Genomic DNA, 13976 nt, shown 5'->3' on the forward strand with positions numbered 1-13976 from the left:
CGGCGTCCGTGGCGCCGGCCCCGCGTCACCGTGCGGGTCAAGAAGAGACGCGCTGGAGCGTCGCGGTGTGCAGCTCGCCGGCGCGGCCGCCGTCGGGGGTGGCGTACGTCCAGTAGACGCTGACGGTGCCGCGGCCGAGGTCCATGACGTGGCTGACGGTCATGCCGGAGGCCTCGACCCAGTTGACGAAGTAGAGGCCCTCGCCGACGGCGCGGACGGAGAGCTTCTCCCGGCCGCTGTGGCCGGCCATGGGGCCTTCCAGGGCGGTCCAGTCGAGGGTGGTGCCGTCGGCGGAGTAGGAGTTGCGCAGGACGGCGCCGTTGTCGAGCGTCAGGACGTACGTGTGTCCGGCGAAGGCGGGGACGGTGGCGGCGACCGACGTCGCGGCCGGGGCGGGAGCCGGGGCCGGGGCCGCCGCCTGGGCGGAGGGGGCGGCGGCGAGGGCGATGAGGGCGGCGGCGGCGAGGGCCGGGACGGTGGTGCGCAGGCGCATGGCGGTTCCTTCTCTGTGGTGGTGACGGGGTGTGGGCAGCGGGCGCGCGGGGCGCGTCACTGCGCGTACTGGTAGAAGCGGGTGTGGTCGAGCAGCTCCGAGGGCCGCACCTGCCACGGGGACATCGGCTCGTCGAGGCTGATGACGCGGCCGTGCTGGGGGTCGGAGGCGGGCAGGGGCCGGCGCGGCTCGTAGACCGAGCCGGGGTGGCGGGCCTGCCAGCGGGCCCAGACGAGGTCGATGAAGGTGTGGTGGAGCCAGAAGACCGGGTCGTTGGGCGAGGTCCCGCCGGTCATCTGGCCGCCGACCCACAGGTGGACCCGGTTGTGGTTGTGCCAGCCCTCCTTCTCCCCGACCGTCCAGCCCTCCATCTTGTTGCGGAAGCCCGCGGTGGTGGAGGTGGAGTCCCAGGGGGCGGAGTCGTACACCGGGTCGTCCACGGCCCGGGCCAGTTCGGCGGGCGTGGGGAGGGCGACCGGGTCGGCGGGGCGGCCGAAGTCGCGCATGAGGTACTTCTCCTCGGTGACGCCCACGTCGACCGGCCAGCCGCCCCGGTCGAAGGCGAACGGTCCGGTCATCACCCGGTGGTCGCCGGGGCGGCCGTTGCCGCCGAGGAGGTCGTCGGTCCAGGGGTCGGCGGTCGGCGACTGGTCGGTGGTCCAGTCCCAGTAGGGCAGGGTCACCTTCGGGTCGACCTGCTGGAGGGCCCGTTCGAACTCCAGCAGGTACTGGCGGTGCCAGGGGAAGAAGGAGGGGGACATGTGGCCCACCCGCTGCCCTCCCTCGCCGTCGGAGACGAAGTACTGGCCGTGCAGCCGGACGAACTCGTCGTAGACGCCGCGTCGTTTGACCTCCAGGAGGGCCTTGACGAACCTCGCGCGCTCGTCGGCGTCCAGGTCCTTCTGGTTCTTGCGCGTGTACACGTGTGCTTGTTCCTCGATCTGTCGGAGCCCTGCGGGAGGTCAGTGGTGGTGGAGCCGGGCCGTCGAGAGCTGCGCGGTGCCGATCTCGTCCACCGCCGCCCGTGCCACCTCCAGCGGCGTGGGGAAGGACTGGTAGTGGTTGACCAGGCTCAGGTAGCTGCCGTCGGCGCGGCGCATGACGTGCAGCGGACGGCCGTCGATGCTGATCTCGATGCCGGGCCCGGAGGCCGGGGCGGCGGCGCCCCGGGCGGAGGCGTAGCGCACGGCCACGGGGCCTCCCTGGATGCGCCGGCCCCGGTAGACCTCGTCGAAGCCGCCCGGGAGCGGGCCCTGCCCGGCGGGGGCGGTGCCGGTCCCGGCGGGGGCGTCGGGGCGGGCGGGGTCGGCCAGGACGATCGGGGCGACGGCGGCGCTGGTGCCGACCACGACGGCCGTGGTCAGCGCGGCCCGCATCATGTCCCGGCGGGTGATCGTGTTCACGCGTACTGCTCCTGAGGGGTGGTGATGTCCTGGACGACCGCACGGACGATGTCGTCGGCCCGTTCGAGGACGGAGGGCATGCCGGAGGTGAAGAAGAGCGTCCCGGCGCCCATGTCGCCGATCGCGTGCATCCGGCGGTGGGCCCGGCCGCCGTCGCCCACGGCCCGGCTGGTGGACGGTTCGATGTGCAGGCCGCCGTAGGGGTGGTACTCGCCGATGCCGTCCTCGACGAGGGAGTCGACGAACGGGCGGGCCTGGGCGGGGACCCGGTGGGAGGGTGCGCTGACGGCGTTGACGACGACGTCGCTCTCGTACTCGCCGCCGTCGGCCGCGACGTGGAAGCCGGTGCCGGCCAGCGGTTTGACGTTCCACAGGCCGCGCAGGACGCGCAGCCGGCCGCTCTCGTGCAGCTCCAGCAGCTTGCGGGCGTTGGCCGGGGGCATCGGGCAGCACAGGCTCATCACGGCCCGGTAGTGGTGCTCCCGGATGAAGTCCTGGTCGGCGGTGCGCAGCAGGGTCCAGGCGTCGGGGCCGCTCTCGGGGACGGCGTGCTGCATGACGCGCATGCCGGTGTCGGGCTCGTCGATGCGGTCGTACTGGCGGCGCAGCCGCTCCAGGGGGGATTCTCCGCCCAGGGAGGTCAGTTCGGCGACCACGGCGGAGGGGTCGGCGCCGTGTTCGGCCAGTTCCCGTTCCAGCAGCTCCAGTACGTCGTCCAGGCCGAGCCGGCCGTCGTGGCCGGCGGCGGCGCGGGCGTGCAGGGCGGCGGGGGTGAAGTGCCGGATCTCGGGGAAGACGGGCCGCTGCCGCACGGCCGGGAGGGCGCCGTTGCGGGAGGCCATGGTGATCGGGCCGCGGTGGCCGCGGGCGGCGAGGGTGACCACGGTGTCCACCGCCGCGAGGCCGGTGCCGAGGACGGTGACGCCGGCGTCGGCGGGGATCCGGGCGACCGTGTCGCGCAGCGGGTAGGGGTCGCCGAAGTAGCCCGCGTTCCCGCTGAGTTCGTAGTGGTCGGCGGGGCGGCCGGCGCCGACCGCGCAGATGACGTAGTCGAAGGTGTGCGTACGGCCGTCGCGGGTGGTGAGCACCACCTCCTCCCCCGCCTCGCGGGCGGCGACGACGGCGTCGCGGACGATGCCGACGGGCCAGCCGCCGAGGGAGAGCTCGCCGACGGCGTTCTCGGCGGTGCGTTCCAGGTAGCCGCCGAACACGTGGCGGGGCGGGAAGTAGCCGTCGGCGGCGTAGTCGCCCTGGCCGTAGGGGAGTCCGGAGGAGCTCAGCCAGTCGAGGAAGTCGTCGGGGGCGCCGGTGCGGGCGCTCATCTCGGCCGGGATGATGTTGGCGAGGACGGCGTCGGCGTCGTGCTGGTAGGCGCGGCCGCGCCACAGGCTGCCCGAGGGTTCGAAGACGGTGACCGAGCCCCGGCCGCGGCCCTGGGTGCGGGAGAGCCGGTCCAGCAGGCAGACGGCCGCGGCCCCTCCGCCGACCAGGCCGATGCGCGTCGGCGGGCGGTCGTTCGTGTCGGTGGTCATGGTCGGCCTTTCGTGGAGAGGAGTCGGCGGGAGGGGCACCGCGGGGCGTCAGTGCGCGGCGGCGGGCTGCGGCTCGGCCGCGGCGGCTGCAGCCGCGGGGGCGGCGGCGGGACGGCGGCGGGAGCTCGCGTAGAGCAGGCCGAGGCCGATCAGCGCCCAGACGGCGAGGACCAGGACCGGGCCGGCCGCGCCGGCGCCGTCGAAGGGGCCCGAGGTGCGCAGCAGGGTCGCGGCGGCTCCGGCGGGGAGGAACTGGCCGATGGCGCCCAGCGGCTGGGGCAGCATCTCGGGGGCCGAGGCCAGTCCGGAGAGCGGGTTGCCGACGACGAACATCAGGACGGCGCCGACGGCTATGCCGGGCGGGCCGACCAGCGAGCCGAGGCCGGTGATGACGGAGACCATGGCCAGCTCCAGCAGGGCCACGATCCCGGCGTTGACGAAGTAGTTGCCGGGGGCCACCCCGCTGAGGTGCGTCAGCATGAGGGAGCTGAGGAGTCCGGAGGCGACGGCGAAGCCGATGACGCCGAGGAACTTGGCTCCGGCGGCGCGCACCTTGAGGACGAAGAGCAGGGCGGCGATCACGGCGGTGATCAGCAGGGGCAGGAAGCCCATGGCCAGGCCCGCGCCGTGCGGGTCGTCGCCGTCGGCGGGCACCACGTCGGTGACGAGGACCGGGCCGCCCGCGAGCTCCTGGGCCTGTCCGGTCAGCGTCTGGGCGACGGTGGGCGAGGCGGCGGAGGCCAGGCGCAGTTCGAGTCCGCCGGCGGTGGGCAGCAGGGCCCCGTACGCCTTGCGGTCGCGCAGTGCGGCGTCGGCCTCGTCCACGCCCGCGGCGGTCTCGACCGCGTACGCGCCGGGGGCCGCCTCGCGCAGCCGGTCGGCGAGCTGTTCGGCGCTCTGTGCGGCGCCGGGTGCGGAGACGACGAGCACGGGCAGGTCCCGGGGCGCGGCGTGGGACGCCGTCCAGGAGAACCAGCCGCCGATCACGAACTGCACGATCGCGACGATGATGAGGATGGTGCGCGCTTCCGCGCGCGGTGAGGCAGTTGAGCTCATGATTGCTTCCTGGGATCCGGTGCGGCCGGGGGCGTGGGGGCGCGGGCGGCCCTACTCGTCGAGCAGGTCCGGCTGTTCGGCCGTGATCTCGTCCCACATGATCTGGAAGCTGTAGCGGCCGAGCTGTTCGTCGCCGAAGCCGTCCCGGGCCAGCAGGGCCTGCTCGTGGGACATCGGGACGGGCCGTCCGGCGGAGAGGGCCAGCAGCTGGACCTGGGCGCAGCTCTCGTAGGTGAAGAACCAGTGGACGGCCTCCTCCAGGGAGCCGCCCACGGTGATCAGGCCGTGGTGGCGCAGCAGCATGGCGCGCTTGGCGCCGAGGCGGTCGGCGATGTCCTGGCCGTGCTCGATCTTGATGGCCGGGCCGTCGTAGTCCCCGTACAGCACCTGGTCCTGGTAGAAGGCGGCGGATTCCTGGTCGTAGGGCTCCAGGAGGCGTTCCAGGGCGCCGAGGGCGCGGGCGTGGACGGTGTGGCCGTGCGCGATGGCGTTGGCCTCGGGGCGCTCGTGGATCTTGGAGTGGATGGTGAAGGCGCTCGGGTTGACCTTGCCGGTGCCGTCGACGACGCGGCCGGCGGCGTCGACGCGGATCAGGTCGGCCACGCGGACGCGGTTGAAGGAGACGCCGAACGGGTTGACCCAGAAGGTGTCCAGGTCCTCGGGGTCGCGGACCGATATGTGGCCGGAGATCCCCTCGGCGTAGCCGGCCTTGCCGAACAGCCGCATGGCGGCGGCCAGTCGCTGCTTGCGGTGGCGGCGCTCGTCGTCGGCGGAGGCGAACACCGGGTCGGCCGGGATGGGCAGGCCGGTGTGGGTGTCGGCGAGGAAGGCCTCGGGTGCGGCGGCTTCGGGTGCGGTCGCTTCGGGTGCGGTGGCTTCGGGTGCGGCGGTGGACACGTCGGGTCTCCTGGAGGGTCGGATTCGGGCCCGCCCGTCCCCTTCTCCCCCACCCGCGCCAGGGCAGCGCGAAGCCCGCTGCGGGTAGGGGGAATTGCGCCGAAACCCCTGGTCAGTCGGGGTGTTGCGGCGGGGAGGGCATCAGCTCCTGCACCTGAATCCTGTCCCACGGAGGGGTGGTTTTTCGGCCTCCAGCGGCTCCGGGCGGCTTCATAACCGTGCGTTTCACCTTTGCGCAGCGGGCCGGATTACGGGCATAGCGCCACAGACCACCCCGCGGCGGTCCGTGCCGGGCGCCGAGCAGGGGTCAGGCCGCTCCGTCGGGTCCGGTCCAGTCGAAGGTGATGTGCTTGCTGGACTGGCCTTCCCTGCTCCAGTGGAAGCCGAAGGCGTCGGCCCGGTCGGCCGTGGCGCGGCCCCAGGTGGCGACCTGCCCCGGGCCGGTCTCGCAGCCGGGCAGGTTCGTCGACTGGACCCGTGCGCCCTCCGGGGTCGTGGGGCCGGTGAGGGCCACCGCGGCGGCCTCGACCCGGCCGGGGATGGCGGCCCGCCAGCCTCCGAGGTCCTCGTCGACCTCGATGTGGACGGGGGCGAAGTCCATGCCCCGCATCTCCGCGTTCATCATGGCGACCATCTCGGCCGGCCAGCTGCCCGCCTGGCCCCCGAAGATCATCGCGAGCGCCTGGCGCTGGGCGTCGTCGGCGCGCTCGTCGAGGAAGACCGCCGCGTAGGTGTCGCTGTGCTCCGCCCACACGTTCCCGACGAAGGAACCGAGCATCAGGACGTTCAGGCCGTCCAGCACCACTTCGCCGTAGTTGCCCTCGCGGATGTGCCAGGCGAGGACGCCGTCGCACTCGCCGTAGGTGGGCCGCTGGGCGAAGGAGCAGGGGCAGGGGACATCGCACCTGCACGTGTCGAACCAGTCCCCGGCCGCGTGCCAGGCCGGGACGGTGGTGGCTGTGGTCTCGGACATCTCATCGCCTCCACGTGACCCCGCGCCGCGCGGCGGGACGCACATGGCCGGCGGTTTCCCGGCGGGCATCGCCGGGGGCGTTCGGCGGCGCGGGCCATCAGCTCGATTCTCCTCCCCCGGCCGCCCCGGCGAAAGCGCTCACCCCGCCGGACCCGCGCCCCCCACCGGGTCCACGTACACACCCACACCCATGTCCATGTCCCCCATCGGCGCGTCCTGCAGGCCCGGGAGCAGCCAGTCCTGGAAGGGGGCGAGCACCGCGAGGACGAGGAAGGCGACGCCGACGGCCCGGGCCAGCCAGGGGCCCCGCCGCCAGAGCTTCTCCAGGAAGATCACCACGGCCACGGCCGCCATCGCGGCCACGTTCATCACCCCGAGCGGGATCAGCACGATCATCAGGCCCCAGCAGCAGCCGACGCAGTACAGGCCGTGGTGCGCGCCGACCCGCAGGTCCTTCGCCCACCGCCGGTAGCGCGCGTACCGGGCGAGCTGGAACATCGGGTTGCGGCAGTGCCGCAGGCAGATCCGCTTCAGCGGCCCGAACTGCTGGAGGCCCGCGAGGAGGAAGGCCCCGGCGCCGATCCAGCGCGCCGCGGCGGGACCGTCCCCGACCAGCCGCCCGGTCACCGCCAGCACCGCGTAGACCAGCAGCCCGAAGGCGGTCCAGGCCAGCAGGTACCCGCTCACGAACCCGGTGATGCGCAGCACCCGGGCGGGACCGGCCGAGTGGCGGCCGATGGAGCGGACCCAGGTGATGGCCACGGGCGCCACCGAGGGCAGCATCATCGCCGCCATCATGACCACCCACAGCGCCAGGAAGAGCGGCGGCGCCATGCCCATGGTGCCGGGCTCCATCGCCGTCCGCCGGGACTGGGCGACGGTGACCGCCCAGGCGAGTACGGCGATCAGTACCATCAGCGTCCAGCCGACCGTCAGCTCTCGCCGGGGCAGCAGGACGCCGGGCCGGGCCGGCGCGGCTGCGCCGGGGCGGAGGTGCGGCATGGTGCGCCTCCCTGGGGCGCGTGTGCCCGAGGACCCCTCCAGCTCAGCACAGAACCGGCGGCCCGGCGATCCCGGACCGGCCCGTTCGCACACTCTTCCGGTCGGCGCGGCCACCTCGGCTAACATGTTCGGACCAACACTGACCGGTTGAAATATGAACATCGGCTGAAAATTGATATCTGAGGAACCACGAGCGCTTCCGCGCGAGAACAGCGCCACCGCGTCCGGGAACCTGCGCCGGCCACGCGCCCTCCTGTGGGCCGCGGTGGGCCTGACGGGCCTCGGGTTCCTCGTCGCCCTGGAGATCGCCGCGCGCCATTACGGCGTGCCGGGTCCGATCGTCAGCCAGGCGCGGGAGGCCGTGTACGCCCCCCGGTCGGGCACGGTGCTGTACGCGAGCATGGCGCTGATGATGGTCGTGCTCACCTGGCGCCAGCGCTTCGTCGCGCTCGGCGCCGCGATCGGCATCGACCTGGTCTTCTGGCTCGTCCGGTCGGCGCTCGGCGCCGAGAACATGTTCGGCAGCGGCGCCCTGTGGGTGACCCTGGGCTGCGCCGTCTTCGCCCTCGTGCGCCGCACCGGAGCGGAGCGCGCCCTGCTGCTGAAGGGCGTCGGCCTGGCCCTGCTGCTGGTCGCCGGCCGCAAGACCGGCTACACCTGGCTGCTGATCACCTCGAAGACCCGGCCGATGGTGCTCGACCAGTACGTGGCGGCCGCCGACCACGCCCTGGGCAACCCCTCGTGGGTGGCGGGCCGGATCGTGGAGGCCACCGGGCCGATCGGCCACCACGTCCTCGACTGGGTCTACATCCAGCTCGCGGTGGGCGCGGTCCTCGTCGCCCTGTACCAGCTGCGCGGCGTGGCGTCCGAGCGCCGCTTCCCGGCCCACCACCTGGTGCGCACGTTCCTGGTCGTCGGCCTGCTCGGGCCGGGCATCTACATGGTCTTCCCGGTGGTCGGGCCGATCCTCGCCTACGGCGTCGACGGCGGGCAGTGGGCGGTGGCCAACCTGTGGCCGCACACCTCGCCGCCCCTCGGCATCCCGCAGCCGATGCTCTTCGACGAGGTCACCCCGCGCAACTGCATGCCCAGCCTGCACACCGCCTGGGCCACCGCGATCTTCATCCACTCCCGCAAGGGGCCCCGGGCCCTGCGCTTCCTCGGCGCGTTCTGGCTGGTCGCCACGCTCGGCGCGACGCTCGGCTTCGGCTACCACTACGGGGCGGACATCATCTCCGGCGTGGTGTTCACCCTCACGATCGAGGCGGCCCTGCGCGCGCTCGCCCGCGGCTGGGACCGGCGGGCCACCGTGCTCGTCGTCCACGGCACCGCGGTCTTCACCGCGCTCCTGGTGTCGTACCGCTTCCTGTCGGTGGAGATGGCCGGCCACCCGTGGGTGTTCGGGCCCCTGCTCATCCTGGCCACGGCCTCGGTGGTCTTCGGCTACGTGCGCACCACGAGGCTGTGGGACCGGCAGCCGGGGCCGGCCCCGGTGCCGGCCCAGCGCCGCGAGCCGGCGCCCGAGCTGGTCTGACGGGGGCCGGCTGCCGCCGCGCACCGGCGGCGGACGCGGGATGCTCAGGCGGCGGCGAGCGAGATCTCGGTGGACTTGATCAGCGCGACCACCGGGCTGCCGGCGGCGAGACCGAGCGCGTCGACGGCGTCCTTGGTGATGGCGGCGGTGAGTTCGCCGCCGTCCACGGTGACCTTGACGGAGCCCATGGCACCGCCGGTCGCGACCTCCGTGACGGTGCCCGCCAGCTGGTTGCGGATCGAGATGTTCTCCACCGGGCCGGTGGCGAGGGCCACCTCGGTGGCCTTCACGAGCGCCTTCACCGCGGAGCCCTCGGCGAGGCCGAGGTCCTTCACGGCGTCGGCGGTGATCGCGGCGGTGATGTCCTGACCGCCCGCCAGGCGGACCCGCACCGTCGCCATCGCCTCACCGGTGACGACGGCCGTGACGGTGCCGGGGATCTGGTTGCGGATGCTCATGCTCATGGAAAACGCCTCACAAGAAGACTGGTTCTGGCCCCGTGTACCTGCTGTGACCTGGGCTTTCTCCGACCCTAAGGCACACCGTCCACCCCCTTGCGCAGGCACATCGCATCCGCGGGCCGAGTAGGCCCGTTCGGGTAGCGGATCCGAACCGCGCCGCGCGTTCCGCCGGGCTGGTCTCACCCATTGGTACGCACCTCGCATATGCGCCACGGAAGCGGGCATCCTTGCGTGGATGCCATGCGTTTTCACCGATGTGGCTCGATTCCGAGGAGTTGCCCGTGCCCGTAGCCGTCCTTGAGTACGCACCCCAGGGCGACCTGGCATCGGCCATCGACGGCGCCGTCACCCCGGCCGGGCTGAGCACGCGCACGGTCCGGCTGTGGGCCGACGAGCCCCCGCCCGCGGACCTCACGGGCATCGAGGGCCTGATCGTCCTCGGAGGCGCCGGCGCCCGCGGGACCGCTGCCGCCCTGCTCCGGGACGCCCTCGCCGCCGGGGTGCCCGTACTGGCGGCGGGTCCCGGGGCGCGCGTGCTGGCCGAAGCGGCCGGTTCCGCGGAGCGGAGCGAGCACGACGGCCCGGGCGGACGCGGGCGGACCGGGCTCACCCCGGCCGCCGGCGGCGACCCCCTGCTGACGGAGGCCGCCCCGCCGGCCTGCGGACCCGGGCCCGGCGCCGGCTTCCGCGAACTGCCCTCCGAGGCGGTGGCCCTGGTCTCCTGCGACCTGCACACCGCACACGCCTTCCGCATCGGCGGCAGCGCCTGGGGCGTGGACCTCCGCCTCGGCGACGGCGCGGACGGCGCCGGGGCCGGCCTCGCGCCCTGGTGGCGGCGGGCGATCGGGAGGTTCTCCGCGCTGGCGGCCGTCCGCGCCGAGCACACCGCGACCCGCGCCTTCTTCACCCACCGGGCGGACGCCTGGGAGGAGCTCTTCGCCTACCAGACCCCGGCCTACGCGTCCGCCGTCGCCCGGATGGGGCTGGAGCCGGGCGGCCGTGCCGTCGACCTCGGCTGCGGCACCGGCCGGGCCATGCCCGCACTGCGCGCGCACGTCGGGGAGACCGGCAGCGTCCTCGGCGTCGACGTCACCCCGGCCATGCTCGGGGCCGCCGCCCGGCACGGCCGCACCCGCCACGGGAGCCTGCTCGCCGCCGACTGCACCAGGCTCCCGCTGCCCGACGGCTGCCTGGACGGCATCTTCAGCGCGGGACTCCTCGACCACCTGCCGGACCCGCGGACCGCCCTGCGGGAATGGGCCCGCGTCAGCGCCCCGGGCGCCACCCTGCTGCTCTTCCACCCCTCGGGCCGGGCCGAACGGGCGGCCCGGCACGGCCGCCCCCTCGACTCCGGCGACCTCCTGGCCGAACCCAACCTGAAGGCCGCCCTCCGGGCCACCGGCTGGGAACTCGCCGAGTACGAGGACGCCCCCGGCCACTTCCTGGCCCGGGCCGTCAGCGGCGGACCCTCGGCATGCCCAGGCCGATCCAGGAGATGATCTCGCGCTGGATCTCGTTGTTGCCGCCGCCGAAGGTGAAGATCACGGCGCTGCGGTAGCCGCGCTCCAGTTCGCCGTGCAGGACCGCGCCCGCCGAGCCGTCCTTGAGGGAGCCGGCCGCGGCGACCACCTCCATCAGCCAGGCGTACGCGTCCCTGCGCGCCTCCGAGCCGTACACCTTGACGGCGGAGGCGTCCTGCGGGGTGAGGGTGCCCGACTGGACGGCGTTCACCATCTGCCAGTTGAGCAGCTTCATCGCGTCGAGGCGGGCGTGGGTGCGGGCGAGGCGGCCGCGCACCCAGGACAGGTCGATCACGCGGCGCCCGTCGGCGAGCTTCGTCGCGGCGGCCCAGCGCTGCACGTCGTGCAGGGCCCGGATGGCCATGGTGCCGTGGGCGGCGAGGGTGACCCGCTCGTGGTTGAGCTGGTTGGTGATCAGGCGCCAGCCCTTGTTCTCCTGCCCCACGCGGCGGCTCGCGGGGACGCGGATGTCCTCGTAGTAGCTGGCGGTGGTGTCGTGCGAGGCCAGGGTGTTGATCAGGGTGCAGGAGTAGCCGGGGTCGGAGGTGGGGACCAGGAGCATGGTGATGCCCTTGTGGGCGGGGGCCTGCGGGTCGGTGCGGACGGCCAGCCAGACCCAGTCCGCGGTGTCGCCGTTGGTGGTCCAGATCTTCTGGCCGTTGACCACGTAGGTGCCGGTCTCCTCGTCGCCCTCGCGGACGGCCTTGCACTTGAGGGCGGCCAGGTCGGTGCCGGCGTCGGGCTCGCTGTAGCCGATGGCGAAGTCGATCTCCCCGGAGAGGATCCGGGGGAGGAAGTACGCCTTCTGCTCGTCGGTGCCGAACTGCATGATGGTCGGGCCGACCGTGTTCAGTGCCATCAGCGGCAGCGGGACGACGGCCTGCGCCGCCTCGTCGAAGAAGATGAACTGGTCCATGGCCGACATGCCGCGGCCGCCGTACTCCTTCGGCCAGCCCACGCCGAGCCAGCCGTCCGCGCCGAGGCGGCGGATGGTCTCCCGGTAGAAGCGCTTCTGGGCGGCGGGGTCCTCGTAGCGGGCGTAGACGTCCTCGGGCACGAGCTCGGCGAAGTAGGCGCGCAGTTCGGCGCGCAACTGCTGCTGCTCAGGCGTGTATTCGAGGTGCACGGCCCCTCCGGAGGTCTGGCGGCACTGCCGGTCGCTGTGGTGGCGGCGGTCAGAGTAGAACCCGTTACAGGAATAGGGAAGGGCCGGGAGTTCCGTGGGGAACTCCCGGCCCTCGGGGTGCCGTCGGGTCAGGACCGGCGGCACTGTCCGGTACGGGGGCCGGTGCCGGCGGTGCCGGCCACGAGGGGTTCGGGACTGTTCCCCTCGCAGCGCAGCGGGCCGTTGACCGTGTTGGCGGAGGCCTCGACGCCGCCGGTGTTGGCGTCCAGCGCCACCGGGCCCTGGAAGGTGCCGCCGGCGCAGGACGCCTCGGGGCGGGCGGAGCCGAGGAGCACCGGGCCGGTGCTCCGGCCGACGGTGAACGGGCCGGTGAGGGAGGACCGGCAGACGGTGACGGCGAGCGCGCCGTCGGCGGAGACCGGGCCGGTGAGGGTGGCGTCCGTGACGGCCAGCGCCCCGCCGGGCCGGACGGTGACCGGGCCGGTCTGGCTGCCGCCCGCGGCGATGCACCGGGCCTCGCCGGCGGCCACGGTCAGCGGGCCGGTGCGCGGCCCGGTCAGGCAGGGTTCGGTGAAGGCGACGGTGACCGGAGTGGGTTCGGCCGTCGTGCCCGGGGTGAAGGCGGTGTCACCGCCGTAGCGCGCGGTGACGGGGTGGCCGGTGGTGGGCTGGAGGACGCCGGTGCGGGCGGTGGCGCGGCCGGCCAGGAGCGGGACGGTGGCCAGCGGGACGGCCCCGTCGAAGAAGGTGACCTCGCCGGTCGGGGTGCCCGCCTCGGGGTTGGCCGGGGCGACCGTGGCGGTCAGGGTCACGTCCCGCCCGAACAGCGGGGTGGTGGTGTCGGCGGCGACGGTGACCGATGCGCCGTGGCGGAAGGAGACCACGGCCTTGCCGTTGCCCCGGTTGACGCCCTTGAGGAGGGAGGCTCCGGTGGCCGTCGGGGCCGCGTAACTGCTGCCGCCGCCCCCGCCGGCCGCGGGGAGGTTGTCTGCGGCACCGGGGCCGGACCGGCCGCCTCCGGATCCGCCGCCACCGGCGAAGTACCCGCCGCCGCCACCACCTGCACCGGAACCGCCGGCACCGCCGTTGCCGCCGGAGCCGCCGCTTCCGGGGTTGGGCTGGCTGCCGTACTGATCGATGTCGCTGCCCGCTCCTCCGGGAGCACCGACGGTGTTGTTGCGGGGGCCGCCCGCGCCGTGGGCGGACTGGGTGCCGCCGCCGCCCGCGAGGCCGGACCCCGCCGGGCCGCCGCCCTGGCCGCCGGGATCGGCTTCGAGGCCGCCGCCGTCGCCGCCGCGCAGCAGCGGTCCGCCGTTGCCCGCGCCACCGCCACCGCCGGCCACGAGGACCCGGTCGGTCCCGCCGAAGGCGCCCGTACGCAGGTCGCTGGCGCCGCCGCCCGAACCGCCCCCGCCGTGGGCGCCGCCGCCTCCGGAGCCGTGGCCGCGCCCGCCGGGCCGGGCGTACTCGCCCTTGCGGGAGGTGCCCGAGCTGCCGACCCCGCCGACGGTGAGCTGGAGGGTCTGGCCCGGGGTGACGGCCAGGTCCGCGCGGGTCTCGCCGCCCAAGCCGCCGGGCGCACCGTCGTTCGGGGGGCTGGGGAGGACGAAGCCGGCCGCGCTGCCGCCCTCGGCGCCGAAGAGGTCGACGGTCACGGAGGTGACCCCGGCCGGGACGGTGAAGGTGTCCGTGCCGACGGCGGTGTAGGTGCAGGTGGGGGTGGAGGCGGTGAAGACGCCGCCCGTGCCGCAGGGGTTGGCGGTGGCGGGGTCGGCCGTCGCGGGAAGGGGTGTCATCGCGGCGGCCACGAGACCGGCCGCGCCGGCCGCCTTCAGGATCTTCGATCGGTACATGCTCAAGGGGTTTCCAAACGACGGTACGTGCGGGGTGGGGCGTGCGGGCCGCGGCCGGCCGCCGAAGAGCCTCCCGACCTGCGGAAAGGCCGGTGGTCATGCCCCTAATCAGCGGTCTGTCGATGC

Annotated in this window: 13 protein-coding genes; 2 read left to right on the forward strand and 11 right to left on the reverse strand. The window is 74.2% G+C overall.

Annotation, left to right across the window (positions count from 1 at the left end; genetic code table 11):
- Positions 1-37: 37 nt before the first annotated feature.
- The 8 genes from ACQKM2_RS00625 to ACQKM2_RS00660 form a co-directional block, all read right to left on the reverse strand.
- Positions 38-493 carry a MoaF-related domain-containing protein gene (locus ACQKM2_RS00625; protein WP_427704825.1) on the reverse strand — a complete coding sequence of 152 codons (456 nt, stop codon included), beginning with the start codon at positions 491-493 and terminating at the stop codon, positions 38-40.
- Between the two features lie 56 nt (positions 494-549).
- Complete coding sequence (locus tag ACQKM2_RS00630) at positions 550-1416, reverse strand: tyrosinase family protein (protein ID WP_427704828.1); 867 nt, start codon at positions 1414-1416, stop codon at positions 550-552.
- 39 nt (positions 1417-1455) lie between these two features.
- Positions 1456-1896, reverse strand: coding sequence for a tyrosinase family oxidase copper chaperone (locus tag ACQKM2_RS00635; RefSeq protein WP_427704830.1), 441 nt, complete (start codon positions 1894-1896; stop codon positions 1456-1458).
- Complete coding sequence (locus ACQKM2_RS00640; protein ID WP_427704833.1) at positions 1893-3428, reverse strand: FAD/NAD(P)-binding protein; 1536 nt, start codon at positions 3426-3428, stop codon at positions 1893-1895. The genes ACQKM2_RS00635 and ACQKM2_RS00640 overlap by 4 nt, the downstream gene beginning before the upstream one ends.
- 48 nt (positions 3429-3476) lie before the next feature.
- Positions 3477-4484 carry an ABC transporter permease gene (locus tag ACQKM2_RS00645; RefSeq protein WP_427704835.1) on the reverse strand — a complete coding sequence of 336 codons (1008 nt, stop codon included), beginning with the start codon at positions 4482-4484 and terminating at the stop codon, positions 3477-3479.
- A gap of 51 nt (positions 4485-4535) precedes the next feature.
- Complete coding sequence (locus ACQKM2_RS00650) at positions 4536-5381, reverse strand: class II aldolase/adducin family protein (protein ID WP_427704837.1); 846 nt, start codon at positions 5379-5381, stop codon at positions 4536-4538.
- Between the two features lie 307 nt (positions 5382-5688).
- Positions 5689-6354: a DUF1326 domain-containing protein gene (locus ACQKM2_RS00655; RefSeq protein WP_427704839.1), complete on the reverse strand. Its 666-nt coding sequence runs from the start codon at positions 6352-6354 to the stop codon at positions 5689-5691.
- A gap of 138 nt (positions 6355-6492) precedes the next feature.
- Positions 6493-7356 carry a DUF2182 domain-containing protein gene (locus ACQKM2_RS00660; protein ID WP_427704842.1) on the reverse strand — a complete coding sequence of 288 codons (864 nt, stop codon included), beginning with the start codon at positions 7354-7356 and terminating at the stop codon, positions 6493-6495.
- A gap of 172 nt (positions 7357-7528) precedes the next feature.
- Between ACQKM2_RS00660 and ACQKM2_RS00665 the strand changes: the two genes are divergently transcribed.
- On the forward strand, positions 7529-8890 hold the full coding sequence (locus ACQKM2_RS00665) for a phosphatase PAP2 family protein (protein ID WP_427704845.1): 1362 nt from the start codon (positions 7529-7531) through the stop codon (positions 8888-8890).
- 44 nt (positions 8891-8934) lie between these two features.
- Here the strand turns inward: ACQKM2_RS00665 and ACQKM2_RS00670 are convergent, their stop codons facing one another.
- Entirely contained in the window at positions 8935-9354 is a 420-nt protein-coding gene (locus ACQKM2_RS00670) for a TOBE domain-containing protein (protein WP_427704847.1), read from the reverse strand.
- A gap of 278 nt (positions 9355-9632) precedes the next feature.
- On the opposite strand from ACQKM2_RS00670, the gene ACQKM2_RS00675 reads away from it, so the two are divergent.
- A complete protein-coding gene (locus tag ACQKM2_RS00675; protein ID WP_427704849.1) occupies positions 9633-10850 on the forward strand; it encodes a class I SAM-dependent methyltransferase in 1218 nt (405 codons plus the stop codon).
- On the opposite strand, the gene ACQKM2_RS00680 is transcribed toward ACQKM2_RS00675, so the two are convergent.
- Together ACQKM2_RS00680 and ACQKM2_RS00685 are read right to left on the reverse strand one after the other, a co-directional pair.
- Positions 10807-11997 (reverse strand): acyl-CoA dehydrogenase family protein, encoded by a 1191-nt coding sequence (locus tag ACQKM2_RS00680; protein WP_427704852.1) that lies wholly within the window; start codon positions 11995-11997, stop codon positions 10807-10809. The two genes, ACQKM2_RS00675 and ACQKM2_RS00680, sit on opposite strands and share 44 nt — an antisense overlap.
- A gap of 128 nt (positions 11998-12125) precedes the next feature.
- Complete coding sequence (locus ACQKM2_RS00685) at positions 12126-13850, reverse strand: Ig-like domain-containing protein (protein ID WP_427705696.1); 1725 nt, start codon at positions 13848-13850, stop codon at positions 12126-12128.
- Between the last annotated feature and the right edge of the window lie 126 nt (positions 13851-13976).

Origin of the sequence: Streptomyces sp. NPDC004126 (assembly GCF_050275515.1) — a bacterium.
GTDB lineage: Bacteria > Actinomycetota > Actinomycetes > Streptomycetales > Streptomycetaceae > Streptomyces.

Coding starts and splice junctions, on each gene's coding strand:
- ACQKM2_RS00660 (WP_427704842.1), bottom strand. CDS start 7,356: ATGCCGCACCTCCGCCCCGGCGCAGCCGCGCCGGCCCGGCCCGGCGTC.
- ACQKM2_RS00640 (WP_427704833.1), bottom strand. CDS start 3,428: ATGACCACCGACACGAACGACCGCCCGCCGACGCGCATCGGCCTGGTC.
- ACQKM2_RS00625 (WP_427704825.1), bottom strand. CDS start 493: ATGCGCCTGCGCACCACCGTCCCGGCCCTCGCCGCCGCCGCCCTCATC.
- ACQKM2_RS00645 (WP_427704835.1), bottom strand. CDS start 4,484: ATGAGCTCAACTGCCTCACCGCGCGCGGAAGCGCGCACCATCCTCATC.
- ACQKM2_RS00685 (WP_427705696.1), bottom strand. CDS start 13,850: ATGTACCGATCGAAGATCCTGAAGGCGGCCGGCGCGGCCGGTCTCGTG.
- ACQKM2_RS00670 (WP_427704847.1), bottom strand. CDS start 9,354: ATGAGCATGAGCATCCGCAACCAGATCCCCGGCACCGTCACGGCCGTC.
- ACQKM2_RS00655 (WP_427704839.1), bottom strand. CDS start 6,354: ATGTCCGAGACCACAGCCACCACCGTCCCGGCCTGGCACGCGGCCGGG.